Origin of the sequence: Actinomadura rubrisoli (assembly GCF_004349215.1) — a bacterium.
Classification (GTDB): Bacteria; Actinomycetota; Actinomycetes; order Streptosporangiales; family Streptosporangiaceae; genus Spirillospora; species Spirillospora rubrisoli.
In genome coordinates, this window is record NZ_SMKU01000048.1 from 1 (window position 1) to 12,434 (window position 12,434).

At 73.4% G+C, this 12,434-nt stretch carries 13 protein-coding genes; 9 read left to right on the forward strand and 4 right to left on the reverse strand.

All coding sequences use genetic code 11. From position 1 onward, the window contains the following. Nucleotides 1–57 precede the first annotated feature (57 nt). The 6 genes from E1298_RS12485 to E1298_RS12510 all read left to right on the forward strand — a co-directional run bounded on the left by E1298_RS12485 (nt 58) and on the right by E1298_RS12510 (nt 5,436). Nucleotides 58–609 carry an ATP-binding protein gene (locus tag E1298_RS12485; RefSeq protein WP_165975440.1) on the forward strand — a complete coding sequence of 184 codons (552 nt, stop codon included), beginning with the start codon at nt 58–60 and terminating at the stop codon, nt 607–609. Nucleotides 610–765: 156 nt separating this feature from the next. Next, the gene (locus E1298_RS12490; protein ID WP_131892563.1) at nt 766–1,113 is read left to right on the forward strand and encodes a hypothetical protein; all 348 of its coding nucleotides are present in this window, start codon (nt 766–768) and stop codon (nt 1,111–1,113) included. A 39-nt stretch (nt 1,114–1,152) separates the two neighbouring features. Next, entirely contained in the window at nt 1,153–3,942 is a 2,790-nt protein-coding gene (locus E1298_RS12495; RefSeq protein ID WP_131892565.1) for a sensor histidine kinase, read from the forward strand. After that, on the forward strand, nt 3,939–4,358 hold the full coding sequence (locus tag E1298_RS12500) for a roadblock/LC7 domain-containing protein (RefSeq protein WP_131892567.1): 420 nt from the start codon (nt 3,939–3,941) through the stop codon (nt 4,356–4,358). The genes E1298_RS12495 and E1298_RS12500 overlap by 4 nt, the downstream gene beginning before the upstream one ends. A 6-nt stretch (nt 4,359–4,364) precedes the next feature. Further along, complete coding sequence (locus tag E1298_RS12505; protein WP_131892569.1) at nt 4,365–4,772, forward strand: DUF742 domain-containing protein; 408 nt, start codon at nt 4,365–4,367, stop codon at nt 4,770–4,772. Beyond that, nucleotides 4,753–5,436 carry a GTP-binding protein gene (locus E1298_RS12510; RefSeq protein ID WP_131892571.1) on the forward strand — a complete coding sequence of 228 codons (684 nt, stop codon included), beginning with the start codon at nt 4,753–4,755 and terminating at the stop codon, nt 5,434–5,436. Before E1298_RS12505 ends, E1298_RS12510 begins: the two co-directional genes overlap by 20 nt. Before the next feature lie 135 nt (nt 5,437–5,571). On the opposite strand, the gene E1298_RS12515 is transcribed toward E1298_RS12510, so the two are convergent. Beyond that, entirely contained in the window at nt 5,572–6,057 is a 486-nt protein-coding gene (locus E1298_RS12515) for a winged helix-turn-helix transcriptional regulator (RefSeq protein ID WP_131892573.1), read from the reverse strand. Nucleotides 6,058–6,131: 74 nt separating this feature from the next. Here E1298_RS12515 and E1298_RS12520 point away from each other — a divergent pair, with 74 nt between their 5' ends. Then, nucleotides 6,132–7,586 (forward strand): MFS transporter, encoded by a 1,455-nt coding sequence (locus E1298_RS12520; RefSeq protein WP_131892575.1) that lies wholly within the window; start codon nt 6,132–6,134, stop codon nt 7,584–7,586. Nucleotides 7,587–7,692: 106 nt separating this feature from the next. Here E1298_RS12520 and E1298_RS12525 read toward each other — a convergent pair whose 3' ends face one another. Continuing rightward, on the reverse strand, nt 7,693–8,712 hold the full coding sequence (locus E1298_RS12525) for a hypothetical protein (RefSeq protein ID WP_207944583.1): 1,020 nt from the start codon (nt 8,710–8,712) through the stop codon (nt 7,693–7,695). A gap of 146 nt (nt 8,713–8,858) precedes the next feature. Between E1298_RS12525 and E1298_RS12530 the strand changes: the two genes are divergently transcribed. Beyond that, the gene (locus tag E1298_RS12530) at nt 8,859–9,503 is read left to right on the forward strand and encodes a TetR/AcrR family transcriptional regulator (protein ID WP_131892577.1); all 645 of its coding nucleotides are present in this window, start codon (nt 8,859–8,861) and stop codon (nt 9,501–9,503) included. 47 nt (nt 9,504–9,550) lie between these two features. Here the strand turns inward: E1298_RS12530 and E1298_RS12535 are convergent, their stop codons facing one another. Further along, entirely contained in the window at nt 9,551–10,096 is a 546-nt protein-coding gene (locus tag E1298_RS12535; protein WP_131892579.1) for a peptidoglycan-binding domain-containing protein, read from the reverse strand. Between the two features lie 205 nt (nt 10,097–10,301). On the opposite strand from E1298_RS12535, the gene E1298_RS12540 reads away from it, so the two are divergent. Beyond that, on the forward strand, nt 10,302–11,099 hold the full coding sequence (locus E1298_RS12540) for a transporter substrate-binding domain-containing protein (protein ID WP_131892581.1): 798 nt from the start codon (nt 10,302–10,304) through the stop codon (nt 11,097–11,099). A gap of 12 nt (nt 11,100–11,111) precedes the next feature. On the opposite strand, the gene E1298_RS12545 is transcribed toward E1298_RS12540, so the two are convergent. Continuing rightward, entirely contained in the window at nt 11,112–12,374 is a 1,263-nt protein-coding gene (locus E1298_RS12545; RefSeq protein WP_131892583.1) for a protein kinase family protein, read from the reverse strand. Between the last annotated feature and the right edge of the window lie 60 nt (nt 12,375–12,434).

Below are 12,434 nucleotides of genomic sequence, written 5' to 3' on the forward strand. Positions count from 1 at the left end.
GACTAAGGCGTGATGGCCGGGACCGGCCATCACGCCTTAGTCAAGGAGGCGTTCCACATGTCGGGCGAACACCACACCATCGAACTCCCTAGCGAAGCGGGACGGCACGTCGACGCGCCGTCCCCCAACGGCGCCGCGCCGGACCACGCCGGCACCGCCACGGCGGTCGCCCCGCCCGCCGCGTCCGCGCCGGCCGTCCACCCCCCGATGCTGCTCGGCGAGCTGAGCCTGCCCGCGACGCACGAGTCCGTCCCGAGGGCCCGGGCGTTCAGCCGGGCCGTCACCGGCGCCTCCGGCGTCGGGCACATCCGCGACGACGCGGAGGTGCTGGTCTCGGAGCTGGTCACCAACGCCGTCCAGCACACCAGGGCCCCCGGCTCGACGCTCTGCCTGCGCCTGCTGCGCGCCGGCGCCCGGCTCCGCGTCGAGGTCCACGACCCGAGCCCGTCCGTCCCGCAGGCCCGGCAGGTCGACCTCATGGAGGAGACCGGCCGGGGCTGGTTCCTCGTGGCGGTGATCGCCGAGCGCCACGGGACCGACCACACCGCGTCCGGCAAGTCGGTCTGGTGCGAGGTCCGCGCCTGGCCGCAGGACGAGCGGCTCGCGTAGCGTCGCGGCGCCGCGACGGGTTCCGCCGGGCACGCGGGCGGCGGGACGCTCCGCGCGCGACGCCGACGAACCCCGGTGTGCCCGCGTTGACCTGCCGATGTACGCCCGACCGGAACGTTCCGCGGGCGTACGGATCGGCGGTGATGGGGATGTGCGATGTCCGTGGACTGGTACCGGGCGGACGGGAGACCCGCCACGTCGGACGAGGCGCAGCGGCTCCTGCTGGACGTAAGGGCGCGCCTGCTCGCGCAGGACGTCATCCGCGTCGGCGGTGTCGTCGTGGTCGTCTCGACGTGGTTCACCGTGACCGACCTGGGATTCGCCGCGAATGGGAGACCTTTGCTATGGCAGACGATCGCGTCCGATACGGCGATGCACGCCGATATCGGGCGGTACACGACACGGGAGCGGGCGGCGCGCGGCCACGCCGAGGCCGTCGCCATGATCACCGGCCGTCTCCGGGACCTGATGGCCCGGGCGGCCATGGACGAGGCGCGGTCATGACGGCCCGCGGCCCGTCCCGGCACGAGGGCGTGATCTGACATGGCGGCCGAGGGCCGGCGGAGACGCCCGATACGCCTGCGGATCACGGCGCTGCTGCTCGTGCCGCTGGTCTCGCTCATCACCCTCTGGGCGTTCGCCGCGAACATCACGCTGGGCGCGGCGTTCGAGAAATACGACTTCTCCACGACGTACGAGAAGATGGGCCTCCCGGGCATCTACCTGGTGGGCCAGCTCCAGCAAGAGCGTTCCCTCAGCGTGGTGGCGCTGAGCACCCGCACCCCGCAGGCCCGGCAGAAGCTCGGCGTGCAGCGCGCGCGTGTCAACGCCGTCCAGGCCAAGTTCCGCAAGACGGCGCTCTCGTCCGACGCGCAGGACGCGGCCAAGCCCGAGACCGAGCGGCGGCTTTCCAAGGCGATCCGCTCCCTGGACGGCCTGGCCGACCTGCGGTCGAAGGTCGACTCCGGGCGCGCCCAGTCGCTGGAGGTCATCGACTCCTACAGCACCGTCCTGGACGACGTCATCGCGGTCTTCAACGGCCTGGTGACGGTCAACGACCTGGCGATCTTCGAGCAGGGCCGCGCGCTCATCGGGATCGGCAACGCCCGCGCGTACATGCTCCGCGAGGACGCGCTGGTCACGGCGGCGATGGCGCGAGGCGGCCGGTTGACCCCGGCCGAGCACCTGGCGTTCGTGCAGTGGGCGGCCAACGGGCGCCGCGAGTTCGACGCCGGGATGGCCGACCTCGACGACAGCATCCGCGAGCCGCTGGGGCAGCTCGCCTCGTCCGACGGTTTCCAGCGGTACCGGGCGGCCGAGGCGGCGATCGTCGGCGCGCGCGGCGACCGGCTGCCCGGCGAGGCCGGCGACTGGTCGGCGACCACGGCGCTGCTGTCGCAGGCGTGGGAGCAGAAGGTCACGCAGGCCAGCCTGGCGCTGAACGAGATGGCCAAGCCGATCGGCGAGCGGATCGTGCTGCGGCTGATCCTCGCGGGCGGCTTCGGGCTGCTCGCGGTGATCGCGTCCATCGCGCTGTCGCTGCTGGCCGCGCGCAGCCTGTCGCGCGAGCTGCGCGACCTGCAGCGGGCCGCCCTGCACCTCGCCGAGGACCGGCTGCCCGCCGTGGTCGCCCGGCTCCGCCGCGGCGAGGAGGTGGACGTCCAGGCCGAGGCGCCGCCGCTCGTCATCGGCAAGAGCAAGGAGGTCGCGCGGGTCGGCGACGCCTTCACCCAGGTGCAGTACACCGCGATCGACACGGCCGTCAGGGAGTCCTACCTGCGGCAGGGCATCAGCCGGGTGTTCCTCAACGTCGCCTGGCGCAGCCAGTCCCTGCTGCACCGCCAGCTGCGCATGCTGGACGAGATGGAGCGCCGCGCGTCCGACCCGAAGGCGCTGGAGGACCTGTTCCGCCTCGATCACCTCACCACCCGCATGCGGCGCCACGCCGAGGGCCTGGTCATCCTGTCCGGGACGTCGCCCGGCCGCGGGTGGAGCCGCCCGGTGCACGTCGAGGACGTCCTGCGCGCCGCCGTCGCGGAGGTCGAGGACTACACCCGCGTGGAGGTCGTCGTGGTCTCCGGCGGCGCCGCGGTGATCGGGGAGACCGTGGCCGACGTCATCCACCTGCTCGCCGAGCTGATCGAGAACGCCACGGTGTTCTCGCCCGCGCCGACCGAGGTCCTGGTCCGCGGCGAGATGGGCGCGAACGGGTTCGCCGTCGACATCGTGGACCGCGGGATCGGGCTCGACCAGTCCGAGCTGGACGCGCTCAACCTGCGGCTGGCGCGCCCGCCCGAGTTCGACCTGGCCGTCACCGACCGCCTCGGCCTGTTCGTCGTCGCCCGCCTCGCGGGGCGGCACGGCATCAAGGTCGCGCTGCAGCCGTCGGTGTACGGCGGCGTCAGCGCGGTCGTGCTGATCCCGCGCGAGCTGATCGTGCACGTCGACCAGCCCGAGGACGAGACGGGCGACGCCCCGGTGGCGCGCGGCGTCCCGGCCGCCCACGACGTCCCGGTCGCGCATGACGCACCGGTCGCGCGGTCGATCCCCACGGAGCCGTTCACGGCGGGCACCGTCGGGAACGGCTCGGGCCAGCTGTGGCCGTCGTCCACGGCGATGCTCAACGCGCCCACCCCCTACGACGTGGCCGACCCGCAGCAGGACGGGCCGGTGCACGAGGGTCCCGTCCATGAGGGGCCCGTCCACGACGGGGCGGTGCACAACGGATTCGGGAACGACGGGTTCGGAAACGACGGACTAGGACCCAATGGGTTCGGGAACGACGGGTTCGGTAACGACGGGTTCGGGCACGACATGCCGGACGGGCCGATACCCGGGTCGCCTGTGTCGTTCGAGGCGCCGACCTCCTACGAGACGCCTCCCTCGTACGAGACCCGGCCGGCGTACGACGCGACGCGTCCCCTCCAGGCCGCCGACCCCTACGGCGGGACGGGCTCGTTCAGCGCGCCGTCCTCGTTCGGGGAGGGCCAGTCCTTCGGCGAGGGCCAGTCCCTCGGGGAGGGCCGGCCGTTCGGAGAGGCACAGCCGGTCGGGGAGACGCAGCCGTTCGCGCAGGCGCCACCGCAGCAGGAGCAGACCGGCCCCGGCGGGCGCGCCCCGCTGCCGCGCCGGGTGCGCAGGGCCAGCCTGGCCCCGCAGCTGCGCGACGCCGATCCGCACGCCGCACCGCCTCCCACGGAGGACACGCTGGCCGCCTGGGAGGAGCGCTCGGCCGAGGCATCCCGGGATCTGTTCGCGTCCCTGCAGGCGGGATGGCTGCGCGGCCGCGACGAGGACGAGGGACCCGCAGACGCCACGAAGGGAAGATCATGACTCAGCAGGGAGTCGCCGCCGAACTGGGCTGGCTACTGGACGACCTGGTCGACCGCGTTCCCCAGGTGCGGAAGGTCGTCGTCCTCTCGCGCGACGGCCTGGTCATGGGGGCGTCCCGCGGCGTCGGCCGCGAGGACTCGGAGTACCTGGCCGCGCTGGCCGCCGGGTTCCACAGCCTGGCGATCGGGGCCAAGCCGCAGCTGGACTCCGGCGAGATCCGCCAGGCCCTCATCGAGATGGACAAGGGCCTGTTCTTCGTGGTCCCGGCGGGCGCGAACAGCTGCCTGGCCCTGCTCAGCGAGGTCGGCGCCAACGCGGGCCTCGTCGCCTACGAGATGACGATGCTGGTCAGGCGCGTCGGCAAACAGCTGTCGACGGGGCTGAGACAGGCCGGACCGGGACCTGGATCCGGGTGACCCCCCATGGACCCCAATGCCCCCGGCGCATCCCGGGGTCCCGGAAGGGAACGGTGGCTCGACGCCGCCGCCGGACCCATCGTCCGCCCCTACGCGGTGACGCGCGGCCGGACGCAGCCCAGCGGCGAGCCGCTGGACATCGTGTCGATCCTCGTCGCGACCGGGAAGCAGCCGCCCGAGCCCGGCCGCCTGTCGCGCGAGCAGCGCCGCCTGCTGGCGCTGTGCCGCCGTCCGCACACCGTCGCGGACCTCGGCTCGGATCTCGACCTGCCGCTCGGCGTGGTCCGCGTGCTCGCGGGCGACCTGCTGGACTCGGGACTGGTGGCCGTCCAGCGGTGGTCCACGCCGTCCGTCCAGCCCCATACCGACCAGAACCTGCTCAGGAGGGTGCTCGATGAACTCCGTGCGCTCTGACCCGCCGCCGGACGGCCGCCCGGCCGACGACGAGGCGGGCGACCGGTACGACGGCCCGCGCGTCGCGCTGAAGATCCTCGTCGCCGGCGGCTTCGGGGTCGGCAAGACGACGATGGTCGGCGCGGTCAGCGAGATCCGCCCGCTGCGCACCGAGGAGGCGCTCACCGACGCGAGCGTCGGCGTGGACGACCTCGACGGCGTGGCGGCCAAGAGCACGACCACCGTGGCCATGGACTTCGGCCGCATCACCCTGCGCGACGGCGTCGCGATCTACCTGTTCGGGACGCCGGGCCAGGAGCGGTTCTGGTTCATGTGGAACGAGCTGTCGCGCGGGGCGCTCGGCGCGGTCGTCCTGGCCGACACGCGGAGGCTCACGTCGAGCTTCGCGTCCATCGACTACTTCGAGGAGAGGGGCACGCCGTTCGTGGTCGCGGTCAACTGCTTCGACGGCGCCGACCGGTACGACCCGCCGGAGGTCCGCACGGCTTTGGACATCGACCCGCACGTGCCCGTCCTGCTGTGCGACGCGCGGCAGACCGGGTCGGCGAAGGAGATCCTGGTGGCGCTGGTCGAGCACGCCCTGCGGCTGGCCGGCGGCCAGGCGACGAACGGCCGGGGCGAGAGCCCGCGGGCGTGGCAGTCGGTGTCGTCAGCGGAGGAGTGAGCCGCGTCGTCCCCGCCCGGGTCAGGCGCCCTCGGAGGCGGCGTCCGGCTCGTTCTGTGTGTCGTCCTGAGCGTCGTTCTGCGTATCGTTCTGCGCCTGGGGCGGCGGCCCGGCCTGTCCGTCCGGTGCCGGGGTCTAGGGCTCGGGGTCGCGCGGCGGGCGCATGACGATCTCGCTCACCCCGACGGCGTGGCCGGACGTGCAGCGGACCTCCGACGCGACGTCCTCGCCGCAGCCAGCGTGCGTGAGCGTGACCTGCCGCCCCTCCTCGTGCGGGAGGTAGGTCTCGCCCCACTCCATGAGGCCGACCAGGGTGGGCGCGAGGTCCAGCCCCATCTTCGTCAGGTGGTACTCGTAGCGGGTGCGCTGGCCGGGCTCCTGGTACGGCTCCCTGCTGAGCAGGCCCGCCTTCACGAGGTGGCGCAGGCGTGCGGTGACGGCCGATTCGGTCATCTCCAGGTTCCGCACGAAGTCGCCGAAACGGTTCGTCCCGAAGTAAGCCTCGCTGAGCACCAGGACCGCCGACGGCGGACCGAGGGCCGCGAGCGTCCTGGCCACCGGGCAGTTCTGCATCGACCAGGTGCCGCGGTCGGCGAAGTGCCCTTCTAGTGTGATCGTCACACCGGGGAGTATACGCCGGAAATCCACCTGACTTGTATTGACCAAAGTCAGCTCGCTCGCTAGCCTCCCTGACTATGGTGGAACAAAGTCAGGTACGCCCGCGGCTCGTGCTCGCGGTGCTCTCCGTCGCCTCCTTCATGGCGGGCCTCGATTTGTTCATCGTCAACGTGGCGTTCGACGACATCGGCCGCGACTTCGCCGGGGAGTCGCTGGCCGATCTGTCCTGGGTGCTCAACGGCTTCGCGATCGTGTTCGCGGCGCTGCTGGTCCCGCTCGGCAGGCTCGCCGACCGCTACGGCCGCAAGACGGGGCTGCTCGCCGGCCTCGTGGTCTTCACCCTCGCCTCCCAGGCGTGCGCCCTCGCCCCCTCGCTGTGGTGGCTGGTCGCCTTCCGCGTCGTCCAGGCCGTGGGCGCGGCGGCGCTCGTCCCCACCAGCCTCGGGCTCCTGCTGTCGGTGTTCCCGCCGGGACGCCGGGCGGGCGCGGTGCGGATCTGGTCGGCCTCCTCGGCGCTCGCCGCGGCGGCGGGCCCGGCGCTCGGCGGTGTCCTGGTGGACGCGTCGTGGCGCTGGGTGTTCGAGGTCAACATCCCGATCGGGGTGCTCGCGACGCTGCTCGCGCTCCGGTTCGTCCCCGGTTCCCGCGAGGGCGCGGCGGCGCGCGTCCCCGACCTGCCGGGAGCCGCGGGGCTGACGGCCGCGATCGCGCTGCTCGCGCTCGCGCTGGTGAAGATCAACGACTGGCCGGGGGAGCGGACCGCGGTCGCGGCGGCCGTGGCCCTGCTCGTCCTGGCCCTGTTCTGGCTCCGCTCGGCGCGCCACCCCGCGCCGGTCATCGAGCCGTCCCTGCTGGCCGTGCGCACGTTCGCCTGGTCGAACGCGACCGTCCTGCTGTTCACCGTGGCCTTCGCGGCCAACCTGCTGCTGGGCGTGCTGTGGATGCAGCAGGTCTGGCACTTCTCGGCGATCCGGACGGGGCTCGGCGTCGCGCCCGGCCCCCTGATGGTCCCGCTGATGGCGCTGGCGGCCGGGAAGCTGATCGCCGCGCGGGTGCCCGTCGGCGTCGTCACCGCCGCCGGCTGCATGCTCTGCGCGTCCGGCGTGGCGATGATGGCGGCGAGCCTCGGCCCGGAGCCGGCGTACGCCACCGAGCTGCTGCCGGGCTGGCTCGTCGGCGGGATCGGCGTCGGCCTCGCCCTGCCCACCATCCTGTCGGCCGCGGCGGCGGACCTCCCGGCGGACCGGTTCGCGACGGGCAGCGCCGTGGTCAACATGAGCCGCCAGATCGGGGCCGTCCTCGGCGTGAGCCTCGCCGTCGCCGTCATCGGCAAGCCGCACGGCTACCTGGACGCCCACCACTCCTATGTCCACGCCTGGCTGGTCGTCGGTGCCTTCATGGTCGTCGCCGCGGTCGCCGCCCTCGGCATGACCCCCCGGCGGCGCCGTCTCCAGCCTTCCCCCAGCGTCCCCGGAACAGAAAGGGAGGCGGTCGCCGGAACCCTCGTGGCACGAACAGAGCCCGGGCGCTGACGAAACCTTGACCCGGACGGCCGCAGGCCCTCCGGTTCGTCCAGCCGCCCGTCACCACGGTGGGCGCCTCCATCCGGAGGGAGGCGCCCACTGTGGCGAGCCCTTGTCAGTGATGATGCCGCCACGCGTCCAGCAGGCGGGCCGCCGAGCCGCCGACCGGCCCCACCGCGTCGGCCAGCGTCGCCGCGTCGGGGAGACGTGCCCCGCCGACGGCCGGCACGGCCTCGCCCGCGCTTCGGATCGTGGACGAGCAGACCGACAGCAGGTACTCCGGGACCCTCAGCGCCGGATCGGTGCACCCGACCAGCGGCGTCCCCACCGCCGCGATCAGCGGGAAGATCGTCCCGGGGATCCCGATCGCCGCCTCGGCCCGCGCGGACGCCCGCAGGGTCGGCACGCCGCTGATCTCGTACCGCTCCCAGAGCGTGCGGTCTTCGCGCGGGTGCAGGCCCACCAGGACGCGCTTCCCCGACCTCTTGAGCGCATCGGCCGCGCGCAGCAGCAACTCGGTACCGGGGGCGGCGCCGCCCGTCCCGTCCGGATGGGTGACGCTGGTGACGACCAGCACCAGACCCGGCTCCGGGGCGCGCACCGGCAGGTCGTCCGTCTGCGGCGAGCCCACGACTCGGACGCGCCGGTGGGTGCCGAGGTAGCTCGCGAAGGCGCGCGCCTCAGCCCGGGACGACGACGTGATGGTCCGCAACCGGTGACGCAGCCGCCGGGCGCCCGGCGCCTCGTCCGGCCCCAGGTAGGCGAGCGAACTCGCGGCCACGGGCAGGCGCCGCAAACGCGCCGCGCACTCCAGCGGCCAGTCGCCCGCCCCGGCGACCACCAGCAGATCGGCGCGCGGCGCGCGATCGAGGGTCGCGACCGGCACCGGCTCGTCCGGCTTGACCTTCGACAGGTCCGGGACGAGTTGCGTCAGCCGCACGCCGCGCCGCGCGGCCTCGGCGAGCAGCGGCGCGACATGGTAGGTCCCCCACGGCTCGTTCGTCGCGATCAGCACCCGCGGTCGACGGCGAGTCACCGCCTGCGCGGGAACACCCAGCCCGACGAGCCCAGCCGCGCCGAGCGCACCCCCCAGCACCGCCCGCCGCGACGTCACACTCATGTCGATCTTGTTCATCGCGCCACCGTAGGAGCCCCACCCATCCTGCGGGTGAACCCGGGGCGACGCCCAGGCGAGCACGTCAGGGTGCGGGCGCCCGGGGCCGGGGTCGTTAGAATCGTGACCAAGAGGGACGGGCAGGGAAGCGATGCGGCGGGCGGGGCATGGGACGGGTGGACGAGGGGCTCCGGCGGCCGGAGGCGGAGCGGCTGCCGTCCGGCCGGCACCGCCTTTCCCGCAGCTACGTGGCCAGCAACCAGCGCGGCCGCATCCTCCAGGCGGTGATCGAGGTGGTCGGCGCGAAGGGGTACGCGCATCTCACCATCGACGCCATCGTCGCCAAGTCCGCCATTTCCAAGAAGACGTTCTACGAGCATTTCAAGAACAAGGAAGAGGCGTTCTTCGCGGCCTATGACTCGGTCACGTCCCGCTTGATCGACGCGGTCTCCGGGGTCCTCGGCACGCAGGCGGCCCCGGATGCCCGGCTCCGCGCCGGGCTGGGCGCGCTCCTGGAGTTCCTGGCCGCCGAGCCGCTGGCCGCGCGGATGTGCGTCGTGGAGGTGCTCGCCGCGGGCCCGGAGGCGGTCGAGCGGCGGGACCGGGTCAAGCAGCACTTCAACGCGGCCATCGTGACCCACCTGCTGGCCCTGTACCCGGGCTGCCCGGAGCCGGAGCTGACCGCCGAGGTGATCGTCGGCGGCGTCCACGAGGTGGTCTACAGCCGCATCAGCCGAGGCGAGGCCCACGTGCTCCCCAGCCTATGGCGGGGATTGGTCGGCATGTTCGTCCTACCCGCTCCGCCGTCCTGAAGCGCTAACAGCCCGGGGCGGGGTCACAGGCCCCGCCCCGCGGGGGGTCATTTGCCGGCGGGGGTGTAGGTCAGCTTCTGGTAGGTGCGGAGGTCGACGGTGCCGGTCGCGGGGAGGCCGTGGCCGCTCTGGAAGCGGATGAGCTTCTTCTTGGTGCGGGGGCCGTGGTAGCCGGAGATGGGCAGGTCGTCGCTGTAGCGCCACTTGTTCAGCAGGACCTGGAGGCCCTTGACGCAGTTGTTGCGCTGGCCGTAGCCGACGGGCGCGGTGTGGGTGGTGAGCAGGGCGCGCCAGGTGTGGGCGCCGACGTTGCCGTCCTGGCTGGTGAGGTAGCGCTGCTGGAAGGCGTGGACGTTCGCGCGGGTCTTCGGGCCGAAGTGGGAGGGGGCCGGCTGGTCGTAGCCCTCGCAGCTGAGGAACCACTGGAGCGCCCGGACGTTCTCGCTCGTCTGGCCCTGCCGCAGGACCGGCCAGTTGCCGGAGCCCGGCAGGTAGGACGTGGTGTCCGCGGACGCGGGGGAGGCGAGGACCGTGCCGCTCGCGACGACGCCCGCGGCGACCAGACCGGCGACGGCGATCCGCTTCACATTCATTGTGGTTCCTTCCGGCTTCTTCGTGGTTATGCAGGGTTAGAGGCGCTCTGACCTGCGGTTGTTCGGCCGGTGGCCATGTTGAGCCATGTGCGAACCCGGCCCCTCCCGCGGTAGTCAAAGGCGCCGGTCTTGAAACCGTGGTGGCGGAGCCGGGATCATTCCGGTGACCCGGCCGAGCGGTGTGCCGGAGGGATCTGGGGGACCGATGCGCCTGCTCGCGGTGATGATCGTGCTGGCGGGGCTGCTCACAGCCTGCGGGCAGAGCGGAGACAAGTCGCTGCTGGACAAGGAGACCCTGGTGGTGGGCGTCCGCCCGGACCTTCCGGGGCTCGGGTTCAAGCGGCCGGACGGGACGTTCGAGGGCTTCGACATCGACGTCGCCCGGTACGTCGCGGGACGGCTCGGACGCAAGGCCACCTTCGTCCAGACGCTCTCGGGCGAGCGGATCTCGATGCTGACGTCGGGCCGCGCGGACATGGTCCTGGCGACCCTGTCGGTCACCCCCGAGCGCAAGACGAAGATCGCCTTCGCGGGGCCGTACTACGCGTCCTTCCAGGACGTCCTGGTGCGCTCGGCGGAGCGCGCCAAGAGCGTGCGCGAGCTCAAGGGCCGCAGGTTCTGCGGGGTGGAGGGCTCGGACCCGATCCAGCGGCTGCTGGCCGTCAACGGGATGACCGCCAAGATCGTCTCCGCCAAGGACTACGGCCAGTGCATGACGTTGATCCGCGCCGGGGCGGTGGACGCGATCACCACGAACGACGTGATCCTGGCCGGCCTCATCCGCGGGGACAAGGGCTTCCGGCTGGTCAACGCCCGGATCAGCGAGCAGAACACCGGGATCGGGATCCGGCGCGGCGACCCGGACGGGTGCGAGGCGCTCAACCGGGCCATCACGACGATGTACCAGGACGGCACCGCGGCGCGGCTGACCCGCAAGTGGTTCGGCGGCACCGAACTCGACCGGGCGATGGTCGAGATCCCGCAGTTCGAGGGCTGCCTCTGAGAGTTCGCCGCGCTAGGCGAGCCCCTTCGGCCGGGCCTTCGCGGCGTCGATGGTCGCGAGGGCGCGGTTGAGGCGGTCGGCGAGGGCGCGGGACAGGCCGCGGTCGCGCAGGCGTGCGGCGATCCTGCCCCGCAGCTGGGCGACGCGCGCGGCGACGTCGACCCGCCGGTCCGAGGCGAGGTCGCGTTCCAGGGCGCTGAGCAGGTTGTCGAGGTCGATCGCGACGTCCGAGCGGACCTCGCCTGCGGCGTACCCGCCGCGCACGATCGGGCGCAGGCGGGCGACCGCGTCGCCGGTACGGCCCGCGGACGGGTCCGGCCGGGACGGTCCGCTGGGCGCGGTCTGCGGGCGGGGGTAGGACGGCGGGGTGGCGAACGGGACGCGCGGCGCCGAGGTGAGGACCGCGGCCGCGCCGGTGGCCGGGATCGCGATCGTGACGGCGACCACCGCGAGGCGGACGCCCCTGCCGTTGCGGCGCCGGGCCGGACGGGCGGACCCGCCGCGACCGCGCTCGTCCGGGGGGACGCGCAGGACCCTCGTCGTCTGGTCGCCGCCCGCCGCGGCCGTCCGGAACACCGCGCCCGCCGACGGCTCCTCGTCGCGGGCCAGCATGTCGGCGACCTCGCGGGCGGACGGCCTGGCCGCCGGATCGGCGGACGCGCAGCGCGCGACGAGCCGGGCGAGCGACTCCGGTTTCGCCCCGGCGTCCAGGCAGGCGGCCAGGATGGCGCCGAGGGCCCGCACGTCGGCGGCCTTGATCACGGCGAGCTCCGCGGCGGTGGAGTAGCGGGCGCCGCGCAGGACCGAGCCGATCCCGGCGTCCAGGATCTTCACGTCGTCGCCGACGAGCAGCACCTTGCCGGGGTTCAGGTCGCCGTGGGCGACGTCGGCCGCGTGGGCCGCCTCCAGGGCCCCGGCGATCCGCCCGCAGATGTCCGCGGTCTCGGCGGCCGGGGGCGGGGCGCGCCGGAGCCGCGCGGCGAGGGTCTCCCCGTCCAGGAACTCGGTGACGACGTAGGACGCGAGGCGCCCGGCGGCGTCGCGCGTCCGGTCGCTGTCGTAGACCGTCTCCAGGCCGGGATGCGCGAGGCTGGCGGCGGCGTTCACCGCCCGCTGGAACGCGATGTGCAGGTCGGGGGGCGCGCCGGTCAGCACCTTCACCATGACGGGACGGCCCAGCAGGTCGTCCCAGGCCCGCCAGACCTCCAGGGGTCCGCCGCCGTCGAGGCGCTCCACGAGCCGGTACCGGTCGGTCAGCCGCAAGCCCGCATCCACCCGAACCTCCCAGCGTCCCCGCGATGGTGCGATGGCGCGAAAGGGTGTACGCAGCGGACG